This window comes from Listeria rocourtiae FSL F6-920 (assembly GCF_000525975.1).
Lineage (GTDB): Bacteria > Bacillota > Bacilli > Lactobacillales > Listeriaceae > Listeria_A > Listeria_A rocourtiae.
This window is the reverse complement of sequence record NZ_AODK01000005.1, coordinates 111,050-133,151: the sequence shown is the minus strand read 5'-3', so window position 1 is coordinate 133,151 and position 22,102 is coordinate 111,050. Positions and strand designations below refer to the sequence as shown.

The window sequence follows — 22,102 nt, the reverse complement described above, 5'->3', positions numbered from 1 at the left end:
ATATGTTTTACTGCGATTAGACGGGAAAAATTTCTAAAAACTATATGATGACTATCGCAGCGCACTGGAAACGAAAAAAAAAAAGTCCAGACTGCCAAAGAAGCGATGGAAATGGCATGGGCAGAACATGAGAAGTATAAGAAGCTACAAGAAGAAGGTAAGCAAAAGGCACCGACTAGCTATCAAAATAATAATCGTAAATTTAGTCAGACTGGGCGTAGAGAAATTTTGCCAGATTGGTTTGATAAAGAAGAAATGAAGCCAGTGGAAAAAGAAATGACTGTTCGTGAAAAATCGGCACTGGACAAACAAGTAGAAGAAATGAAAAAAACGCTTGAAAGAAGGTAGGTGACGAAGGTGGATAAAATTGAAAGAACGCTCGGTCAGCTCTTCCAAGGACGCGATTTTGAGAAACAATATGAAGCTTTGAAACAACAAGTTTTTGCATACGAGCCGGTGAGGCGATTTCTAAAAGAGCACGATTCAGAGCTAAACGAACAAATTATCAATCAGAACTTATCTAAGCTCTATGAATTTATGACAGAGCACCAGAAGTTTCAACATAAAGAAGATACATTGATGCCAGGATATGCACCACGCCTTAGTTTGAATGGTGATTATATTACTGTCACATATTATCCAACTGAAGAGAAGATCCAAGCTGACAGACAGCGTGCGATAGAAAAACGCATTCGTTCGCTCTATATGCCAAAACAAGTGATGGAGGCAACGCTAGATGACTTTACTATTGATAACGAATCGCGTAGTGCAGCATTTTTAGCGGCAGGGGAATTCTTAAGTACTTATAAAAAAGATGTCATGGGAATGCAAAAAGGCCTCTACATTCATGGGAGTTTTGGAACTGGAAAGTCTTATTTACTTGGCGCAATGGCAAAAGATCTTGCCTTAAAAGGAATTTCCACAACGCTCGTTTATCTACCTGAATTTATGCGTGAAATTAAGCAATCCATTGCAGACAATAGTGTCGGCGAAAAAATCCAATTTGCGAAAGAAACTGATATTTTGATGCTAGATGATATTGGCGCAGAATCAATGACGACATGGACGCGCGACGAAGTACTTGGAGCAATTTTACAATTCAGGATGCAAGAAGAGCTTCCAACATTTTTTTCGTCTAACTACAGCATGGAGCACTTAGAAAATCACTTGATGTTTTCGAATAATGGCACAGAAGAACGCATGAAAGCGCGCCGTATCATGGAACGAATTCGTTATTTATCCCAAGAAATTGAATTAGACGGCAGAAATCGGCGTTATTAGAGTTTTAGGGTAAAGCTTGACATTTCGTTCAATCCGATTTATTATACAGATAATGATGAAACAAGTATTGATAAGGACAACATTTTATTAGTGTCTGATTCACAGAGAAGGAGGTATTGCTGAGACCCTCCTAATTAGCCGATAAAGTGACCCCCTTTGAACTTTTCATTCGAAATCAAGTTGTTTTTGAGAGTAGTTTGAGACGGATCACACCGTTAACTGTGACAAGAGAAGGATTTTTCGGAATTCTTGAATCTTGGGTGGAACCACGTGTTGAAAGACTCGTCCCTTGCACAAGCTTGGGATGGGTCTTTTTTGTTCCCTAAAAGTTAGAATGTGCGTATAAAAGTCCGCGTTTCGTCTAAAAATTTGAAGAAGGAGTCGAAGAAAATGAAAATTACATTTCCAGATGGTGCAGTAAAAGAATTTGAGGCTGGCGTTTCTACAGCAGACATCGCAGCATCTATTAGTCCTGGCCTTAAGAAAAAAGCGTTAGCAGGTAAAGTGAACGGAACTTTGATTGACCTAGTAACACCGATTCTTGAGGATTCAAAAATCGAAATCGTGACTCCAGATCATGAAGACGCGCTACAAATTTTGCGACATAGTTCGGCTCACTTGCTGGCTCAAGCCCTTAAACGTTTGTATCCAGGTATTACTTTCGGAGTGGGCCCCGCAATCGATTCGGGTTTCTACTATGATGTTGATACAGAAGTAGCAATAAGTGAAGAAACTTTCCCAGCAATCGAAAAAGAAATGCAGAACATCATTCGTGAAAATTTACCGATTACGCGCGAAGAAGTTTCTCGTGAGGAAGCTATTAAACGTTTCAAAGCAATCGGCGACAATTATAAGTTAGAGCTTATTGAAGCAATCCCAGCAGATGAAACAGTTACTATCTATACACAAGGCGAATTTTTTGACTTATGTCGTGGCGTCCATGTTCCATCTACTGGTAAAATTCAAGTGTTCCAATTGCTAAGTGTAGCCGGAGCTTACTGGCGTGGTGATAGTAATAACAAGATGTTACAGCGTATCTACGGTACTGCCTTTTTCGATAAAAACGGGTTGAAAGAATTTTTACGTATGCAACAAGAGGCGAAAGAGCGCGATCATCGCAAACTGGGTAAAGAGCTCGAGTTATTTGCAAACAGCCAAGAAGTTGGTCAAGGGTTACCACTATGGCTTCCAAAGGGTGCAACAATCCGTCGCGTTATCGAACGTTACATTGTTGACAAAGAGGAGCGTCTAGGATATAACCATGTGTATACTCCAATCATGGCGAATGTGGAGCTTTACAAAACAAGCGGTCACTGGGATCACTATCATGAAGATATGTTCCCGACAATGAAAATGGATAATGAGGAACTCGTACTGCGACCAATGAACTGCCCGCATCACATGATGATTTATAAAAATGATATTCATAGTTATCGCGAATTACCAATCCGTATTGCGGAACTTGGCATGATGCACCGTTATGAAATGAGTGGAGCTCTATCTGGCCTTCAACGAGTTCGCGGAATGACACTGAATGATGCTCACGTATTTGTTCGTCCAGACCAAATACAAGATGAATTCAAACGCGTAGTTGAGCTAATTTTAGCTGTATATAAAGATTTCGCCATCACAGATTACAGTTTCCGTCTAAGCTATCGTGACCCAGAAAACACTGAGAAATACTTCGATGATGATGCTATGTGGGAAAAAGCGCAAGGCATGTTAAAAGATGCAATGGATGACATGAACTTAGAATATTATGAAGCAGATGGTGAAGCGGCATTTTATGGGCCAAAACTTGATGTCATGGTCAAAACTGCGATTGGCAAAGATGAAACATTGTCTACTGTTCAACTTGATTTCCTGCTCCCAGAACGCTTTGACCTAACTTATATTGGCGAAGACGGCGAAAAACACCGTCCAGTCGTTATTCACCGTGGTGTCGTATCTACAATGGAACGCTTCGTAGCTTACTTGATTGAGGAATATAAAGGTGCATTCCCAACATGGTTAGCCCCAATTCAAATGGAAATTATCCCAGTCAGCGTCGATGCACATATGGATTACAGCAAAGCGCTTAAAGATAAGCTCATGTATGCTGGTTTCCGTGTAGAGGTAGATGAGCGCAATGAAAAACTAGGATATAAGATACGTGAAGCCCAAACAAAGAAAATCCCGTATGCACTTGTTATTGGAGATCAAGAAGTGGAAAGCAACGCAGTCAATGTACGTAAATATGGTGAGAAAGACTCAGAAACTTTACCACTAGATGAATTCATTGCACGCGTACAAGCAGAAGTATCACAATTATAATTTCTAAGCAAGGTTCTCCCATCTGTGGAGAGCCTTTTTGCTTAATTGACGTAATTCCGTTATACTTAAAAAAGATCATTTTAGATAAAGGTGGAAATTATGAATATAAATAATGTAGAACTTGTAATAAGCGCTGTTTGGAAAGAGCAGTACCCAGAAGGCGGTTTGCCAGAGTTTGCGCTCGCGGGCCGTTCAAATGTTGGGAAGTCCTCTTTCATCAATACGATGATTCGTCGTAAAAGCATGGCTCGAATCTCACAAAAACCTGGAAAAACACAAACATTGAACTTTTATAAAATTGAGGACTCGTTTTTCTTTGTTGATGTTCCAGGTTACGGTTTCGCTAAAGTTTCTAAAAAAGAACGCCAAAAGTGGGGCGAGATGATTGAGACGTATATGACGAGTAGAACGCCATTAAAAGCTGTTATTCAGATTGTTGATTTGCGTCATAAGCCGACCGAAGATGATCGAAACATGTATGAATTTTTGAAATATTACCAGATACCTGCTATCGTCATCGCGACAAAAGCAGATAAAATTCCGCGTAGCAAGTGGCATAAAAATATGAAAATCGTCAAGGAAGCTTTGGATTTCGATCCAGAAGACGGCTTCGTGATGTTTTCATCTGAAACAAAAATGGGCAAAGAAGAGGCTTGGGAATTAATAGAAGGATTTATGAAATAATTTTTTGATTATTCACAAGCGCACAAGTTGGCGGCTATTTTAAAAAGTGTTAGAATGAAGCTTGAATTTATTAATATAAAGGGGGCTTATTGATGCACATTCTCTCTGTCGGTCTAAATCATACAAGCGCGCCGATTGAAATACGAGAACGGTTAGCTTTCAATCCAGAAGAAGAGGAGATGGCATTGGTTTCCTTGCAACGAGAAAAAAGCATTTTAGAAAATGTTATTATTTCAACATGTAATCGTACAGAAATTTTTGCTGTCGTGGATCAAATCCATACAGGCAGATACTATATGAAACGATTTTTGGCGAATTGGTTCCAAATGGATATGCAAATTTTGGAGCCTTATTTGTTGTTTTTTGAAGAAGAGGAAGCTGTGAAGCATCTGTATCGTGTAACAAGTGGCTTAGATTCTTTGATTCTTGGTGAGACACAGATTCTTGGTCAAGTGAAAGACGCCTTTACTAGCGCACAAAATAATAGAACCACTGGAACTATTTTAAACCAGCTATTCCGAGATTCTGTTCATTTTGCAAAAAATATCCATCATACGATGAAAATCAATGAAAATGCCGTATCAATTAGCTACGCGGCGGTAGAAGTTCTAAAGAAAGTATCTCCAACTGTGGCAGATAAAAAGACAGTTATTGTTGGTGCTGGCAAAATGGGCGTACTAGCTATTCAAAATATGCTTGGAGCCAAAATTTCGAATGTGACATTATTAAACAGAACGAGCGAACGAGCGGAAAATATAGCAGAAAAATTGGGCGTGCATTGGTGTGGTTTTGAGTCCTTGGATCAACAATTGAAACGCGCAGAAATCTTGATTACGTCCACCTCAGCAACGAAACCAATTATCACGAAAAACATGGTATCTGATGCTATGGCAGAACGCGAGAACCCACTTATCATTGTTGATATTGCTTTGCCGCGTAACGTTGAAGCAACATGTGCAGATGTTCCCAATGTGACTTTGTTTGACATCGATGACTTAGGTGATGTTATTCAAGAAAATACACAGCAACGACAAGCGATGGTAATACAAATTGAAAAACAGATTGAGGAGGCCTGTATTCAATTTTATGAATGGCAAAAGCAGCTTGGTGTTGTTCCGATTATTAAAGATTTACGCGAAAAAGCATTGGGATTACAGGCAGAAACAATGCAAAGTCTTTCCAATAAATTACCAAATTTAACTGATCGCGAACAAGTTATCATTGGTAAGCATATGAAGAGCATTATTAATCAGTTATTGAAACATCCAATTTCAGAGTTAAAAGAGATGGCTACAACCCCTGATGCGGCTCATGATATTGAGGTTTTTCAACATATATTTGACCTTCAAAAAACAGAGAATAAAGAAATAACAAAAGAAAAAGTGGGTGAACGAGCATGACTCGAAAAATTATTGTTGGTTCAAGGCGTAGCAGCTTGCCTTAACACAGACAAAATGGGTAATTGCCAAACTTCAAAAAGAATTTCCTGATGCAAGCTTTGAAATTGAGGAAATTGTGACAAAAGGCGATCGAATACTGGATGTCACATTAAGCAAAGTTGGTGGCAAAGGTCTTTTTGTATCGGAAGTAGAGGATGCATTGGCCGAAAAGCGGATTGACTTTGCTGTACATAGCATGAAGGATGTCCCGTCAACGTTGGCAGAAGGTCTGGTGATTGGAGCGATTCCTAAACGTGAGAACCCATTAGACTGCCTTATTTTTAAAGAACAAAGAAGTTTGGACGAGCTAGCAGAGGGAGCAGTTGTTGGGACGAGCAGCTTGCGACGAGCTGCCCAACTATTGCACATTCGCCCAGATTTAATGATTAAGCCCATTCGAGGGAATATCGATACTAGACTTAGAAAATTACGAGAAGAAGACTTTGATGCTATTGTTTTAGCTGTCGCGGGCTTGAAACGCATGGATTGGCTTGATAAATTGGAGCAAGAGTATACTTTCTTAGATGTATCCGTATGCCTTCCTGCTGTTGGTCAAGGGGCGCTTGCAATTGAATGCCGGGAAGATGATCCGTTTGTAAGAGACATGCTATCGCTATTACAAGATACCGAAACGAGTCGAGCAGTTGAAGCGGAACGTACACTTCTAAAAGCATTAGATGGAGGGTGTGAAATCCCAATCGCTGGATATGCGACTACGAAAGATGGCTGTATAGAATTGAAAGGCCTTGTTAGCTCCGTTAATGGCAAAACCTTTTATCAAATAACTGAGCAAGGCGAAGACCCAAAAGAGCTAGGTTTAATCGTGGCAGAGAAACTCATTAAATTAGGTGCAAAAGAGATTATTCAAGGATTAAGAGACAATGTCTAAACATATTTTATTAACGCGTGAGGATGGGAAAAATGAAGTATCGCAAATTTATTTAGAGCGTGCGGGGTTTCAAGTCTCTGTTGTTCCAATGATTAAGACTAGGTCATGTAAGTGCCAAATGGCTCTAGGAGAATACGATTGGATTGTCTTCACGAGCGCGAATACGGTGTGCTATTTCTTTGAGCAGCAGGCGGTAATTCCTAGCCATGTTAAAATAGCGGTCATTGGTGAAAAAACCGCTGAAATGCTTGCATCAAACCAATATAATCCAGATTTTCAGCCTACGCGATTTACAACAGATATTTTTATTGATGAGTGGTTAGCGCTCGATTTAAATCAGCAACAAATCTTTATCCCGAAAAGTAATATTGCACGAGATGAAATAGAGCGGCAATTTAAGAATGCTGGACACCTAGTGACATCGTGTGTCATTTACGAGACAGTTTTTCCAGAAAGGGCTAAGGAACAACTGCAAAGAGTTATGAAATCTAGACCGATTGATATTGCAGTATTTGCAAGTCCATCGGCGTGGCATCATTTTTTGAAAAGTTACACAGGCGATATTGCTAAACTAAAAATTGCATCCATTGGCCCTGTTACAACAAGGGCAATCGAGTCGTCTGACTTTGCAGTGACATACGCACCAACAAATTACACGATGCGCGAAGTATGCGAAATTCTAATTAAAGGAGAACTATAACTATGAACCAAAGTTTTGATAGACATCGTCGGTTAAGGAGCAGTGCCGCAATGCGTGACCTTGTTCGCGAAACAGTACTACAAACTGATGATTTAATTTATCCTATTTTTGTCAAGGAAGGTAATAATACGAAAACAGAAGTGACCTCTATGCCAGGTGTTTTTCAATTTCCTTTACATGAATTGGAAGAAGAAGTCGCTGAACTCATAAAGCTTGGTATAAAGGCAATTATCTTATTTGGTCTTCCAAATGACAAAGATGATATTGGTACAGGCGCATATCATTCGCATGGTATCGTCCAAGAAGCCACCCGACTAGTGAAAAATATAGCCCCTGAAATGCTTGTTATTGCGGATACGTGTCTTTGTGAATTCACAGATCATGGACATTGCGGTGTTATTGAAAATGGAGAAGTACAAAACGATAAATCACTAGCGTTACTTAAAATAACAGCACTTAGTCAAGCGGAAGCAGGGGCTGATATCATTGCACCATCTAATATGATGGATGGCTTTGTAAAAGTTATTCGTGATGGCTTAGACGAAGCTGGCTATCAACATATTCCAATCATGTCGTATGCAGTGAAGTATGCTTCTGCTTTTTATGGGCCGTTTCGCGATGCGGCTAATAGTGCTCCTCAATTTGGCGACCGTAAAACGTACCAGATGGATCCAGCAAACAGACTTGAGGCGCTACGTGAGGCGCAAAGCGACGAGCAAGAGGGGGCTGATTTCTTGATTGTCAAGCCAGCGCTTTCTTATTTGGATATTGTCCGGGATGTACGAGATCGGACAAATCTTCCCGTTGTGGCCTATAATGTAAGCGGTGAGTATGCAATGGTAAAGGCAGCAAGTGCGAATGGTTGGATTGATGAACAACGAATCGTTATGGAAATGCTAACGAGTATGAAGCGCGCGGGTGTAAGTCTGATTATCACTTATTTCGCTAAAGATGTTGCCCGTTATTTAAAAGGAGATGCTTAAATGAATCAATATACAAATTCAGTCAAAGCCTTTAAAGAAGCTGAAAAAGTTTTGCCTGGCGGTGTTAATAGTCCAGTTCGTGCTTTTAAATCGGTGAATGCTAATCCTGTTTTTATGGAGCATGGAAAAGGTGCCTACTTAACAGATATTGATGGTAACAAATACGTTGACTACGTACTATCATGGGGACCATTAATATTGGGCCATGCAAATGATCATGTCGTCAAAGCGGTTACAGATGCAGTACTGAAAGGAACAAGTTTTGGAACACCAACCGAAATTGAAACAGAGCTCGCAAAACTTGTCGTGGAGCGCGTCCCATCTGTTGAAATGGTACGCATGGTATCCTCTGGTACAGAAGCAACCATGAGTGCTATTCGATTGGCAAGAGGATACACTAAGAGAAATAAAATTGTTAAATTCGAAGGAAGTTATCACGGTCATGGAGATTCATTGTTAATAAAAGCCGGCTCAGGTGTCGCAACACTTGGTTTGCCAGATTCACCAGGTGTAACTCCGGGACTTGCTGCAGACACGATTGCTGTTCCATATAATGATTTAGAAAGCGTAAAATTCGTTTTTGAAAAATACGGTGCAGAAATTGCTGCTGTTATTGTCGAGCCTGTAGCAGGTAATATGGGTGTCGTACCGCCGATTGAGGGTTTCCTAGAAGGTTTGCGCGATATAACAACCAAATATGAAAGTCTACTTATTTTCGATGAAGTCATGACAGGATTTCGAGTCGATTTCTATAGTGCACAAGGTCTGTATGTTGTCACACCAGATATCACATGTCTTGGAAAAGTAATTGGTGGCGGGCTTCCAGTCGGCGCTTACGGTGGGAAAAAAGAAATTATGGAGCACATTGCTCCAGCAGGTTCTATCTATCAAGCGGGAACGTTATCTGGAAATCCGGTAGCGATGAATGCTGGCTACGCGACGCTGAAACAGTTAACACCACATCACTATGACAATTTTAGAGCATTGATTGACAAGCTTGAAGAAGGCCTAGTTGTGTTATCTAAGCAATACGAAGTTCCGATTGCTATTAACCGTGCTGGTTCGATGTTTGGCTTCTTCTTCACAGATCAGAAAGTCATTAATTATGATACAGCAAAAACATCAAATTTAACCTATTTCTCTAACTACTATCGAGAAATGCTCAACAATGGTATTTTTCTACCTCCATCTCAGTATGAAGGGTTATTCATTTCCACCGAACATACGGATGTAGAAATTGAAAAAACATTAGAAGCAATAGAGGCATCTATGAGAGCATTACGTTGACGATTCATGCTTTATTTGTTACAATGATTCCAATCTAATATTCGTAAATGCAAAGATGAGGAAGAGTAAATTATTTTTTCTTTTGAAGAGAGGAGGCGGCTGGTGTAAGTCTCTAAGAAAAGTATTTGAACGTAGCCTCTGAGCAGTATTCCTGAAAAGGTAGTAGGGAATATCGGGAAACTTTCTCTCGTTAAATGAATAAAGTGCCGTCTTTTCGTACGGTAAAAAGGTGGTACCGCGGAAAATACTCTTTTCGTCCTTTATGGATGAGAGGAGTTTTTTTGTGCTAAAAAAGAATTTAAATTGTAGGAGGAAAAGTAATGACTGAATTAAATATGCCAACAAAGTATAACCCGCAAGATATTGAAAAAAACAGATACGACTGGTGGGTTGAACAAGAATTTTTTAAAGCAGACGGAAAAAATGACAAGCCAGCGTATTCAGTAGTCATTCCACCTCCAAATGTAACGGGAAAGTTGCATTTAGGACACGCTTGGGATACTACGCTGCAAGATATCTTAACTCGCATGAAGCGAATGCAAGGTTTTGACACGCTTTATTTACCAGGAATGGACCACGCAGGCATAGCTACTCAAGCTAAGGTAGAAGCTAAGCTACGTGAAAGTGATATCTCACGTTATGATTTAGGTCGTGAAAAATTCATCTCCAAAGCGTGGGATTGGAAAGAAGAGTATGCAGGTTTTATTAGAGAACAATGGAAAAAGATTGGTTTGGGGTTAGATTATTCCAGAGAACGTTTTACTCTTGACGAAGGCTTATCTGATGCTGTAAAAAAGGTATTTGTTTCGCTGTATGAAAAAAAAACTGATTTATCGTGGACAGTACATTATCAATTGGGATCCAGTTGCCAAGACGGCATTATCAGATATTGAAGTTATTCATCAAGATGTAGAAGGCCAATTTTATCATTTGAAGTATCCGCTAACAGATGGCTCAGGTTTCCTTGAGGTTGCGACGACAAGGCCTGAAACGATTCCAGGAGATACAGCTGTTGCTGTTCACCCTAAGGATGAGCGTTATCAAGCGTTTATTGGAAAAACAATTACACTGCCTATAATTGGAAGAGAAATCCCAATTGTTGCAGATGATTATGTGGAGCGCGAGTTCGGTTCAGGCGTTGTAAAAATCACACCTGCCCATGATCCAAATGATTTTGAAGTTGGTAATCGCCATGACTTACCGCGAGTTATTGTAATGAATGAAGATGCGACGATGAATGAAGCATCTGGCAAATATAATGGAATGGATCGTTTTGAAGCAAGAAAAGCGATTGTGGAAGATTTTAAAGAGCTAGGTTTGTTCATAAAACAAGAGCCACACCTGCATTCTGTTGGTCATTCAGAGCGTACGGGAGCTGTTGTGGAACCATATTTATCAATGCAATGGTTTGTAAAGATGCAGCCCCTAGCGGAACAGGCTGTTAAATTACAAGAAAACCCTGATTCAAAGGTAAACTTCATCCCTGATCGCTTTGAGAAAACATACTTGTCATGGATGGAAAATATTCATGATTGGTGTATTTCTCGTCAACTATGGTGGGGACATAGAATCCCAGCATGGTATCACAACGAAACAGGTGAACTTTATGTTGGCGAAGAAGCACCTAAGGATATCGAGAATTGGAGTCAAGATGAAGATGTACTTGATACATGGTTTAGCTCTGCGCTATGGCCTTTTTCCACAATGGGATGGCCAAATGAGGAGAATAGTGATTTTCAGAAATTTTTCCCTACGAGCACGCTTGTAACAGGGTATGATATTATCTTTTTCTGGGTATCTCGAATGATTTTTCAATCAGTAGAATTTGTAGATACGAGACCGTTTAAAGATACCTTGATACATGGTCTAGTTAGGGATGCTGACGGCAAGAAAATGTCTAAATCACTTGGAAATGGTGTCGATCCAATAGAAGTAGTTGAGAAGTATGGCGCTGATTCACTACGCTATACCCTATCTACTGGAACTGCACCAGGACAAGATTTAAAGTTTAGTTTTGAAAAAGTAGAGTCTACATGGAACTTTATTAATAAGATTTGGAATGCTTCACGTTTTGCATTAATGAACATGGAAGGCATGAAATATGAAGCCATTGATTTAGATAATGTGACAGAAGTAAGTGATAAATGGATTCTAACTCGACTTAATGAGACAATTGAGACGGTAACAAATCTAGCTGAAAAATATGAATTTGGCGAAGTGGGTCGCACACTTTATAATTTCATTTGGGATGAATTTTGTGATTGGTATATTGAAATTGCAAAAATATCCTTATATGGAGATGACATAACAGCGAAGCATACTACAAAATCTGTTCTAGCTTATGTTTTAGATAATACTATGCGATTGCTACATCCATTTATGCCATTTGTAACTGAGGAGATTTGGCAAAACTTACCTCATAAAGGAACATCTATTACCATTGCTTCTTGGCCAAAAGTAAAGCAAGAACAAATTGATAAGGATGCTTCGGATTCAATGAAGTTGCTAGTAGAAGTGATTCGAGCTGTTCGTAATATTCGAGCAGAGGTAAATACACCGCTAAGCAAACAAATCAAGCTACAATTAAAACCAAAAACAGATACACATAAGGCTATTTTAGAGAGGAATATCTCTTATATTGAACGCTTCTGTAATCCTGAAACTATAACAATTTCTTTTGATATAGAACCATCAAAAACAGCGATGACAGCCGTAGTTTCTGGAGCAGAAATATATTTGCCACTAGAAGGCCTTATCAATATTGAAGAAGAAATTGCACGTCTAGAAAAAGAATTATCAAAATGGAAAAAAGAAGTATCGCGAGTGCAAGGTAAATTATCTAATGAAAAATTCATGGCAAAAGCGCCAGAAAATATCATTGAAGAAGAGAGAGCAAAGGAAAAAGACTACATGGAGAAAAGATTACTGGTCGAAGAAAGAATTAATTCATTAAAAAACAACTAAATGAACTATTTCAGACCTTCTGTGCAACCAATCAAGCAGAGGGTCTGATTTTTATTAAATAAGGAGGATACGTATGAGTTTTCATAACTATACTGATGCACTACAATGGATTCATGGAACTTTGCGCATGGGAATAAAACCTGGTCTCATGAGGATGGAATGGATGTTAGCCAAGTTAGATCACCCTGAAAACAAAAATAAATGGGTACATATTGCTGGAACAAATGGGAAAGGGTCAACATTAACTTTCTTGCGTAATATTTTAGAACAATCTGGATACAGGGTTGGAACATTCACTTCACCGTATATTGAAATATTTAATGAGCGGATTAGTGTCGATGGCATTCCGATTGCTGATGAAATGATTGTCAAGCTGTGCAATAGAATAAAACCTTTGGCTGACGAACTTGATAAAACAGAATTTGGGCATCCTTCTGAATTTGAAATAATTACGGTAATGATGTTTCTATATTTTGCTGAGTATGACAACATTGATATTGGGCTTGTCGAAGTTGGCCTTGGCGGTAGGCTTGATTCAACTAATGTCATTACTCCTCTGATTTCTGTAGTGACCACTATAGGTATGGATCATATGGAATTTCTAGGTGATTCACTTCAAAGCATAGCCAAAGAAAAGGCTGGTATTTTTAAAAAAGCACATTCCAGTCGTCAGTGGTGTGCTACAGCCTGAAATTCGTGCGATGTATAAGGGGAAATCTATATCTTTCCAGTCGGATTTATATCAATTGAGTACTCATTTCTTTGTGCAAAAACAAGCGAATGAAATGTTTAACTATCGAACGTCGACTCAAGAAATAAGAGGTATAGAGGTTGGGTTGATAGGTGACCATCAGTTGAATAATGCTGCGGTTGCAATAAAAACATCAGAACTTTTGCTGGAAAGCGGATTTGCAATTACAGAAGATGCTATAAAACAGGGCGTGAAGCTAGCTGAGTGGCCTGGACGTATGGAGCAGGTAAATAATTTACCATTAGTTTTTTTGGACGGTGCCCACAATCTGGAGGGAATGCAGGTGCTGGTGAATTCGGCTATAAAGTTTAGAGGAGCTCCTGTAAAAGTACTTTTTACAGCAATGAGAGATAAATCTTTTGTAGAAATGATTGACTTATTAAAACGAATAGAAGACGTGGAGATTGTTATAACTACTTTTGATTACCCCAGATCTCTAACCATAGAGGAAATAAATCAAATTGCAAATACTAATAACATTGCTTCTGTTGAAAATTGGGAGGGTATATTAAGAAACTGGATCAAAGCCGAAAAAGAGGAAGTTATTCTTGTCACTGGTTCACTTTATTTTATTTCAGAGGTTAGAAAAAAATTATTAAAATACTAAACTCGGAAAAAAAAGGCTCTGTTCGAAGGGTCTTTTTTTGTTAGTTTAAATTTATTTATACTAAAAGTAAAATATATAGATAAGTATTTTAAGATACTTTTTTTTCTTGTAATAATCTATTTTGCTCTAGGAGTAATTTACTTTTTAGAGGCTTTTTATTATGAAAAAAAGTTTTTTGACCATATGACAATAAAATATTATCGTGCTACATTTATATCCAAGAAGTTGGAGGTGTGTCATGATTTACATTATTTTATCTGCGTATAGCACAGTCCTTGCGTCCTTTTCACACGTAATAGGAGTAAATTACCCTCCTCGGAAGCCATTTTTACTCAGAGTATCTTCAAAGTGTGATTATTGTGGTGAAAAATTGTCAGGAGTACACATGCTACCCATTGTCTCATTTATTTTTCTTAAAGGTAGAACAAGTTGCTGTAATAAACCTATGAGTTGGAGTTACCTTGCTGTGGAGGTATTAGCACCATTATTTGTATGTATTTTGTATAAGCTGTATAATTTCGAAGATCCTTTTTTATCTATACATTTTTTATCTTTTCATTGTTACTAATTCTGTTCGTAAGTGATATGTTTTATCTCTATATACCCAATTCAATACTTTCCCTATATCTTATTTCTTTTACTGTGTACTATGGATATACAGATGTTTCCACTCTTTTGCAACAAATGTATCAATTAATGGCCGGAGCGGTTATATTTATAGGCCTTTACTTGTGCGTCAAAAAAGGATTTGGTTTCGGTGATATAAAATTATTAATATTACTTTGTTTTTTTTCTAAGTTTGAAAGAGGTGATATTTATATTTATTGTTGCGGTATTCTCAGGAGCACTCTCAATGAGTGTAGTATCTGTTTTTAAAAGGGGGATAATGATGAATCGAATACCCTTTGTTCCGTTTATACTATTTGGTTTTTTATGTTGTCCAATAGCAAATGATTTTTTCTGGAAATTTTTTTTTTACGTCAATGAAAGGTGGAAAAGCAAAATGTTTATAAGAGAAATGTCTAACACTGAGAAGCCGAGAGAGCGACTCCAAAAAAAAAGGGGTATCAAGCCTATCTAATATTGAATTATTTGCAATCATTCTTGAAACAGGTAGTAGAAAGGAGTCGGTCGTAGACTTGGCCAATAGAGTAGTAGCGAAGTATTCAGAAATAGCAGACATGAGAGAAATCACATTGCAAGAATTGACAGAAATTAATGGAATAGGCCTTGCAAAAGCCGCAAAAATGTTAGCAGCAATTGAGATTAGTAAACGTCTAGGTGCCCAGAAGGTAAGTACTTGTCCTGTTATCCGTGGACCACAGGATGGGGCAGATTTAGTTATGCAAGAAATGAGCTTATTATCACAAGAGCATTTTCACTGCGTTTTTTTAAGTACGAGAAATAAATTAGTTCACCGAGAAACTATATTTATTGGTAGTTTGAATAGTAGTGTTGTCCACCCAAGAGAAATCTTCAAACAAGCGATGAAATATTCTTCTGCAAGTGTTATGTGTTTTCATAATCACCCATCAGGAGACGCAACTCCTTCAACACAAGATATTACTGTGACCAAACGACTAAAAAAAGCGGGGGACTTGCTTGGAATTCCGCTAATAGACCATATCATTATCGGTAATAATACATTCATAAGTCTAAAGCAAGAGGGTTATTTTTAAAGAAAAGATAAATATTTCAAGTATCTCATTAAAAATTAATGTCTGTTCTTCTTAGTTATGTTATAATAAGATGGTTGTTTATGTGTATCTGTTTTTACATAAAACATCAAGGGATATCAGCATACCTGATTATTAAAAGACAATACTTTGGGGCTGGGAATTTAAGAACTATTTAAAGTTAATAGAGAGACAGCAATCATGAACAAAGTGATAATTAAGAAGAGAAAAGGAGATTAATAAATGTTTGGATTTGGAAATAAAGATATTGGAATCGACTTAGGGACTGCAAACACTTTAGTATACATGAAGGGTAAAAGTATTGTTTTAAGAGAACCATCTGTTGTAGCAATGAAGAAAGATACGCAAGAAATTGTCGCAGTTGGTAGCGAAGCGAAGAATATGATTGGTAGAACACCGGGGAATATTGTGGCAATTCGACCAATGAAAGACGGTGTTATTGCTGATTATGATACAACAGCAGCGATGATGAAATACTACATTCAAAAAGCTAGTAAAGGTGCAAGTGCTAGTAAACCACGTGTTATGATTTGTGTTCCATCAGGTATCACTGGCGTTGAAAAACGTGCTGTTACTGATGCTACACGCCAAGCCGGTGCTAAAGAAGCATACACAATTGAAGAGCCGTTTGCAGCAGCGATTGGTGCGGGTCTTCCTGTATGGGATCCAACTGGTAGTATGGTTGTAGATATCGGCGGAGGAACTACAGAGGTTGCTGTTATTTCACTTGGTGGTATCGTGACTAGTCGTTCAGAGCGGACTGCAGGAGATGACATGGATGATGCCATTATTAATTTTATACGTAAAAAATATAATCTATTAATTGGTGATCGTACTGCTGAAACAATAAAAATGGAGATTGGCTCGGCTGATTCACTTAACTTAGGTCTAGAATCGTTTAGTATTCGCGGTCGTGATTTAGTGACTGGTCTACCAAAAACAATTGAAATCTCGCCTGAGGAGATAAGTGAGGCATTAGCAGATACAGTAGCTTCTATCATCGATGCTGTCAAGAGCACATTGGAGAACACTCCACCCGAACTTTCTGCGGATATTATGGATAAAGGGATTGTTTTGACTGGTGGTGGAGCACTTCTTCGTAATTTAGATTCGGTGATTGCTGAGGAGACGAAAATGCCAGTTATTATTGCTGAAAATCCACTTGATTGTGTTGCAATTGGAACAGGAAAATCACTAGAAAATATGGATTTATACAAAAAGAAAAAAATGGGCTGATATAGATCAGCAATTTTTGGTGGATTTGTGGAGCCTATTGCATAGTTGTAAAAGAAGAGGATTGACGAGACGAGGTGTTCATTATGCCACAGTTTTTCTTAAATAAACGTTTAATTATCTTGTTGATATCCATTATTGTTTTAGTGGCTTTGGTAGGATATTCACTGAGTGGAAAAAGTAAAGCTTCTTGGCCAGAGCAATTTGTGAAAGATGTTGCGGGGTTTGGAGAAAATATTGTCTCTAAACCAGCTGGCTTTGTTGCAAGTTTTTTTGATAGTGCAAAAGACTTAAAGAACACATATACAGAAAATGAGCACCTAAAAAAAAACGTTTAGAAGAATTGGCGCAACTTGAAAGTAAAGTATCAGATTTAACGAAAGAAAATGCAGCGTTAAAAAAATCATTAGATATTGAAGCTGATCTTAGTGATTATGAACCAATCAACGCCACAGTTATTTCTAGGAATCCCGATAATTGGAACACACAAGTTCAGATTGATAAGGGTTCTGTCGATGGCGTGAAACCTAATATGGCAGTCCGTACTCCTGAGGGGATGATTGGGAAAGTCACAAAGACTGGTGCAAAGTCTTCTACTGTGAAATTACTTAGTTCCACAGATGATAGAAACAGAATTTCTGCTATAGTACAAGGAAAATCATCGGCGTATGGGATTATTAATGGCTATGATGCAGAGCAACGGTTATTAGAAATGAAACAATTACCTGTAGATCAGAAGTTCACTAAAGGTGAGAAGGTAGTTACGTCCGGCTTAGGCGGAATTTTCCCATCGGATATTTTTATCGGAACAATTGAAAAAGTGGAAACTGATAAGATGGGATTGTCTCAGACTGCGCTAGTGAAGCCAGGTGCCGACTTATACGATTTAAGTCATGTCATTGTATTGAAACGTACATTGGATGGTGATGATTCGGAAGGAACTGGATCCTGATGAATATGAGAAAAGTAGTTGTAATGCCACTTATTGCAATCGCGGTTTTTATTTTAGAAGGCGTGTCTAGTATGTTGTTTAGCCAGTCATTCTTTGGCGAGCAACGAGTTTTCATCCCGCATTTTCTTATCGTAATGCTCGTTTTGATGGCGACATTTTATAACAGAAATGTTACATTAATATACGCATTTATACTTGGAATTGTATTTGACATTTATTACACTGGGATTTTAGGTATTTATTTTGCTATTTTCCCCCTAGTTGTATATCTGACGGATAAATTTATGAAGGTCTTGCAAAGCAACATTATGTTAGTAGGTTTGGTTGCAGTTTTTAATGTGATACTAACCGAGTGTCTAGTATACGGTTTTTACGTTCTTATTGGTGGAACTGATATGGTTTTTGCTACCTTTGTTGATCAACGTCTGTGGACTACGATTTTATTAAACCTGGCATTCTTTCTGGTTATATATTTCCCGTTTAGAAATTTTCTGTTTAAGCTGGAAAGAAATGGTGGGAGATAGGTTAGGATGGGAAACCTATATCAATCTGTACGCTTTTTAATAAGCGTACAGATTGATATAGTTTTATTGCTATAAAGGGATATCTTTTGAATCTGGATGTATACTAAATTATAGGAGCTGTGAGGTGAGGGTAAGTTGAAAAAATATGTCCGAATAAAAGGGACGAAAGACGGTATTAGCATTTTTTTAAGTGATACAGCAAGTATTGTCGAACTGGAAGAAGGGTTAACGCAACACCTTAAGGATCAGCAAAAAATAGTATCTCGGGATCAGAAGTTGGCTGTTCAAGTACATATAGGGAATCGCCTTTTTACAGAAGATGAGGAAAGAAGTATTATGGCTATTATTGAGGAAAATAGCGCCATGGAAGTTAGCGGATTTACTAGTAATGTGATGAGTAAGCAAGACGCGAAAAAATGGAAAGAGGAGGAACAGATTTTTTCACTCGCAACAGTCGTTCGTTCTGGTCAAATAATTAATGTTCCTGGCGATTTATTACTTGTTGGTGATGTTAATCCGGGTGGTTCTATCCGTGCGACAGGTAATATTTTCATTCTCGGAAATGTAAAGGGAATTATTCACGCCGGTTTTGATGGCAATTCTAAGGCAGTAGTGACTGGGAAATTTCAGTATCCATCGCAAATTAGAATTGCTGGTGAAATTCATGGTTTTGACAGTGAAGAGAACAAAGATCGAGTGGAAGAGAATATTCTTACCGCATATATTGATGATAAAGGTGAGCTGGCGATTGATAGCTTGCATATTTTAAGAAAAATTAGACCAGAAATCTCTAATTTTCAAGGAGGACAATAATCATGGGTGAGGCTATAGTTATAACTTCGGGCAAAGGCGGCGTTGGTAAGACGACTACGACAGCTAACCTTGGTACAGCGCTTGCATTACAGGGCAAGAAAGTGTGCTTAGTCGATATGGATATCGGACTTCGAAATCTAGATGTTGTTTTAGGGTTGGAAAACCGGATTATTTATGATCTTGTAGATGTAGTGGAAGGGCGTTGCAAATTACACCAAGCAGTCATTAAAGATAAGCGATTTGAGGATTTGCTATTTCTTTTACCAGCAGCACAAACCACAGATAAAAGTGCGGTAACTGGTCAACAAATGAAAGAGCTGATTGCTCAGATGAAGCCAGATTATGACTTTATTCTTATTGATTGTCCAGCGGGGATTGAACAAGGGTATAAGAATGCTGTTGCAGGTGCGGATCGAGCAATAGTAGTAACGACACCAGAGATATCAGCGGTGCGTGATGCAGATAGAATCATTGGTTTGTTAGAGCAAGAGGATATTGAAGCTCCTAAATTGATTATTAATCGTATCAGAACACAGATGATGCGAAATGGTGATGTGATGGATATTGATGAGATTACCACGCATTTATCTATTGAGTTAATTGGGATTATCATAGACGATGATGAGGTTATTCGCTCTTCTAACAGTGGTGAACCTGTGTCAATGCAGGCAAGTAATAAGGCGAGTATTGGATATCGGAATATTGCACGTAGATTATTGGGTGAGTCTATTCCATTGATGTCCATTGATGAGCAAAGACAAGGCTTTTTCAGTCGGTTAAAGACTTTATTTGGAAATAATTGATGAGGCATAAATAAAAGTTGGATTTATTAATGAAGGTGCTAACGTATCTCACTTAATAACCAGCTTTTTTTCTACAGGAGGAAGTTTTATGGATAAACGGAAAGCTGCGAATGTGAATTATATTATGGAAAAGTATAGTGGTAGTAATCCGCTGCCGGTTGAAAAACAAGAGAAACAGGCAAGTCTTGAAATTATTAGCCATGTATTAACCTATGCTGAATCGTTATCAGAGGATGAGATAAGGGCTGTTGTTGCAACGACCAATTACATGTTTCTAACACCGTTGGATAGGCAAAAATTCATAGAGATTTTGGCGATTTCCTATCGCGTTAAGAAAAATGAAATATTAGCTTGGGAGAAAGCAATTAGTACTTCGATGGAAGAACCTATGCTAAATAGTAAACCAATGACATTTGATGAGACAGAGGTTTTGGCATACACCCGATTAGCAATGGGGGGCTATGGGACTAAAATTGCTACCGAAATACAGGCTTTATTACAAAACCTTTTTGCAACATACCCAAATACATTCAAAAGAAATATCAATTATAAATCAATTGTTGGTGCTGCGGAATATGCAATTATTGTAAATAAATATGTAGAGCTAAAGAATTTTGATCAACAGACGCTAGCAGACAAATATGACGTATCTAGGACATCTATAGCAGTATGGTATCGGAACATAAAAAAAATATTGCGCCTGGGAGGCATGGCATTGAAAATTATTATAAACGCTGTGGGCAAAGAAAAAAGAATCGCCTTTTTGGAGGAGAAGTTGTTGGTAGGATTAGATATTATAAGACCATCTGCTGAGCCTCAAGTTTCGGATATCTATTTAGGCACGATTACGAAAATAAATAGGAAAATTAATGCTGCATTTGTGAATATTGGTATCAAGGAAAATGCTTTTATTCATCTTCAAGATATTCCAGATAGTTACCAAATACATGAGGGGCTAAAATTGATGGTTCAGGTGAAGCGAGAAGGAAATACAACAAAAGCCCCGCTATTGACTGGAGTGATTGAGATATCGTCTGGATCAGTCGTATACAGCTATGGACGAGCTTTTTTAGCCATTTCTAGAAAGATAGAAGAAAGTGATAAAGTCAGACTTCAACAACATATATCACCCTTGTTACTAGATAATGAGGGAGTAATTCTGCGTTCAGTTGCGGTTGATACGAAGATTGATCAAATTAAAGAGGATATTTTGAAAGCTAGGCGTGAAATGGAAGCAATCATAGCACAAGCTAAGGGAACAAGCCGTAAAATTCATGAAGTTACGGTCAGTATTCCTTCGATATTGCGAAACAAGCCGTTTGTGGATGCAGATACAGAAATTATTTGCGACGATGTAAGGCTTTATCAAGAATTAGGAGAAACTTTTACTAACGTAGCCTATTTTCGCGGAAAAGGAGGAATTTTCTCGGAGTATAATTTAGAGGTTGCTGTTAATCGATTGTTTCGTCCAACAGTTTTTTTAAAGAATGGTGCTTCTATTGTGATTGAAAAGACAGAAGCTATGTGGGTAGTCGACGTTAATTCTGCTAATTACAAATCGAAAAAAAGCATGAATGAGGTGGCATTTGAAATAAATTCATCTGTGATTGAAGAAATTGGTCGCCAAATGAAATTGCGAAATATGAGCGGTTTTATTTTAATTGATTTTATTGGGGGCATGAACCGAGAGCAGTTGGATAAGCTACGAGAACAAATGCTGGAAGTAGCAAAGAAGGATACGACGACTGTTCGGGTAGAAGGACTTTCAGAGAATGGTTTGATGCAGTTGACACGACGCAAACGGCAGAAATCGCTTCTTGAGGAGATGCAATGTGCTTGCCCAACATGTAATGGAAACGGATATGTTTCTTCTGCTCAGACACTTATTTATCAAATGGAACGGGAACTTAGGGGGGTTTTTGCAAGTGATCCATCTTATGTGGCTGTGACTGTAACAATGGATGTGATGGATGCCTTTTTGGATGAAATTAGGTTTGATGGTGATATCGATTGGATGATTACGGATGAAGTACGCCCGTTTTATCGAATTTCACAAGTCGAACATGAATGATAGTTATTGACATAGGCTTTCTTTATATGGTATTATTCTAATGTTATGTTTGTAGCGCACCATGCTACAACCGCTCAGAATAGGGCTAAGTATTGTTTTTGACAATCCCCT

General features: G+C 38.2%; 14 protein-coding genes, 6 pseudogenes and 3 other annotated features (1 of these 23 only partly in view). All 20 genes and pseudogenes read left to right on the top strand.

The genetic code is table 11. From position 1 onward, the window contains the following. Window positions 1-348, top strand: a pseudogene (locus tag PROCOU_RS02095) (replication initiation and membrane attachment family protein); the annotation flags it as partial. Window positions 349-357: 9 nt separating this feature from the next. Then, window positions 358-1,281, top strand: coding sequence for a primosomal protein DnaI (gene dnaI / locus PROCOU_RS02090; RefSeq protein ID WP_036069369.1), 924 nt, complete (start codon window positions 358-360; stop codon window positions 1,279-1,281). Window positions 1,282-1,339: 58 nt separating this feature from the next. Further along, window positions 1,340-1,574: a binding site (T-box leader), on the top strand. A 97-nt stretch (window positions 1,575-1,671) separates the two neighbouring features. Then, on the top strand, window positions 1,672-3,594 hold the full coding sequence (gene thrS, locus PROCOU_RS02085; protein ID WP_036069350.1) for a threonine--tRNA ligase: 1,923 nt from the start codon (window positions 1,672-1,674) through the stop codon (window positions 3,592-3,594). Window positions 3,595-3,693: 99 nt separating this feature from the next. Next, window positions 3,694-4,278 (top strand): ribosome biogenesis GTP-binding protein YihA/YsxC, encoded by a 585-nt coding sequence (gene yihA, locus PROCOU_RS02080; RefSeq protein WP_036069347.1) that lies wholly within the window; start codon window positions 3,694-3,696, stop codon window positions 4,276-4,278. Between the two features lie 92 nt (window positions 4,279-4,370). Continuing rightward, entirely contained in the window at window positions 4,371-5,678 is a 1,308-nt protein-coding gene (gene hemA, locus PROCOU_RS02075) for a glutamyl-tRNA reductase (protein WP_036069345.1), read from the top strand. Continuing rightward, window positions 5,675-6,606: pseudogene (hemC, locus tag PROCOU_RS02070) on the top strand (hydroxymethylbilane synthase). Before hemA ends, hemC begins: the two are co-directional and overlap by 4 nt. Beyond that, entirely contained in the window at window positions 6,599-7,306 is a 708-nt protein-coding gene (locus tag PROCOU_RS02065; RefSeq protein WP_036069343.1) for a uroporphyrinogen-III synthase, read from the top strand. The pseudogene hemC and the gene PROCOU_RS02065 overlap by 8 nt, the downstream one beginning before the upstream one ends. Window positions 7,307-7,308: 2 nt before the next feature. After that, entirely contained in the window at window positions 7,309-8,289 is a 981-nt protein-coding gene (hemB, locus tag PROCOU_RS02060) for a porphobilinogen synthase (protein ID WP_036069341.1), read from the top strand. Beyond that, window positions 8,290-9,576, top strand: coding sequence for a glutamate-1-semialdehyde 2,1-aminomutase (hemL, locus tag PROCOU_RS02055; protein ID WP_036069339.1), 1,287 nt, complete (start codon window positions 8,290-8,292; stop codon window positions 9,574-9,576). It begins immediately after the preceding gene. Window positions 9,577-9,619: 43 nt separating this feature from the next. After that, window positions 9,620-9,840: a binding site (T-box leader), on the top strand. A gap of 56 nt (window positions 9,841-9,896) precedes the next feature. Then, a pseudogene (locus PROCOU_RS02050) lies at window positions 9,897-12,540 on the top strand (valine--tRNA ligase). A gap of 73 nt (window positions 12,541-12,613) precedes the next feature. Then, window positions 12,614-13,898, top strand: a pseudogene (locus PROCOU_RS02045) (bifunctional folylpolyglutamate synthase/dihydrofolate synthase). 238 nt (window positions 13,899-14,136) lie between these two features. Beyond that, entirely contained in the window at window positions 14,137-14,466 is a 330-nt protein-coding gene (locus PROCOU_RS19195; RefSeq protein WP_077913290.1) for a prepilin peptidase, read from the top strand. Continuing rightward, window positions 14,457-14,774: a prepilin peptidase gene (locus PROCOU_RS19190; RefSeq protein ID WP_077913289.1), complete on the top strand. Its 318-nt coding sequence runs from the start codon at window positions 14,457-14,459 to the stop codon at window positions 14,772-14,774. The genes PROCOU_RS19195 and PROCOU_RS19190 overlap by 10 nt, the downstream gene beginning before the upstream one ends. A gap of 127 nt (window positions 14,775-14,901) precedes the next feature. Beyond that, window positions 14,902-15,577: pseudogene (gene radC / locus PROCOU_RS02040) on the top strand (RadC family protein). A 240-nt stretch (window positions 15,578-15,817) separates the two neighbouring features. Then, window positions 15,818-16,831, top strand: coding sequence for a rod shape-determining protein (locus PROCOU_RS02035; RefSeq protein ID WP_036069338.1), 1,014 nt, complete (start codon window positions 15,818-15,820; stop codon window positions 16,829-16,831). Window positions 16,832-16,914: 83 nt separating this feature from the next. Continuing rightward, window positions 16,915-17,780, top strand: a pseudogene (gene mreC, locus PROCOU_RS02030) (rod shape-determining protein MreC). Next, window positions 17,780-18,304, top strand: a complete 525-nt coding sequence (mreD, locus tag PROCOU_RS02025) for a rod shape-determining protein MreD (RefSeq protein WP_036069337.1) — start codon at window positions 17,780-17,782, stop codon at window positions 18,302-18,304. The pseudogene mreC and the gene mreD overlap by 1 nt, the downstream one beginning before the upstream one ends. Window positions 18,305-18,439: 135 nt before the next feature. Further along, on the top strand, window positions 18,440-19,117 hold the full coding sequence (gene minC / locus PROCOU_RS02020) for a septum site-determining protein MinC (protein WP_036069336.1): 678 nt from the start codon (window positions 18,440-18,442) through the stop codon (window positions 19,115-19,117). A 2-nt stretch (window positions 19,118-19,119) separates the two neighbouring features. Continuing rightward, complete coding sequence (minD, locus tag PROCOU_RS02015; RefSeq protein WP_036069334.1) at window positions 19,120-19,920, top strand: septum site-determining protein MinD; 801 nt, start codon at window positions 19,120-19,122, stop codon at window positions 19,918-19,920. 88 nt (window positions 19,921-20,008) lie between these two features. Then, window positions 20,009-21,991 carry a ribonuclease E/G gene (locus PROCOU_RS02010; protein WP_051994097.1) on the top strand — a complete coding sequence of 661 codons (1,983 nt, stop codon included), beginning with the start codon at window positions 20,009-20,011 and terminating at the stop codon, window positions 21,989-21,991. 58 nt (window positions 21,992-22,049) lie between these two features. Next, window positions 22,050-22,102 (top strand) — a sequence feature (ribosomal protein L21 leader region) (it continues 25 nt past the right edge of the window).

Excerpts from the sequence above, each read along its gene's own strand:
- thrS (WP_036069350.1), top strand. The coding sequence starts at position 1,672 with ATGAAAATTACATTTCCAGATGGTGCAGTAAAAGAATTTGAGGCTGGC.
- yihA (WP_036069347.1), top strand. The coding sequence starts at position 3,694 with ATGAATATAAATAATGTAGAACTTGTAATAAGCGCTGTTTGGAAAGAG.
- hemA (WP_036069345.1), top strand. The coding sequence starts at position 4,371 with ATGCACATTCTCTCTGTCGGTCTAAATCATACAAGCGCGCCGATTGAA.
- PROCOU_RS02065 (WP_036069343.1), top strand. The coding sequence starts at position 6,599 with ATGTCTAAACATATTTTATTAACGCGTGAGGATGGGAAAAATGAAGTA.
- hemB (WP_036069341.1), top strand. The coding sequence starts at position 7,309 with ATGAACCAAAGTTTTGATAGACATCGTCGGTTAAGGAGCAGTGCCGCA.
- hemL (WP_036069339.1), top strand. The coding sequence starts at position 8,290 with ATGAATCAATATACAAATTCAGTCAAAGCCTTTAAAGAAGCTGAAAAA.
- PROCOU_RS19195 (WP_077913290.1), top strand. The coding sequence starts at position 14,137 with ATGATTTACATTATTTTATCTGCGTATAGCACAGTCCTTGCGTCCTTT.
- PROCOU_RS02035 (WP_036069338.1), top strand. The coding sequence starts at position 15,818 with ATGTTTGGATTTGGAAATAAAGATATTGGAATCGACTTAGGGACTGCA.
- mreD (WP_036069337.1), top strand. The coding sequence starts at position 17,780 with ATGAATATGAGAAAAGTAGTTGTAATGCCACTTATTGCAATCGCGGTT.
- minD (WP_036069334.1), top strand. The coding sequence starts at position 19,120 with ATGGGTGAGGCTATAGTTATAACTTCGGGCAAAGGCGGCGTTGGTAAG.
- PROCOU_RS02010 (WP_051994097.1), top strand. The coding sequence starts at position 20,009 with ATGGATAAACGGAAAGCTGCGAATGTGAATTATATTATGGAAAAGTAT.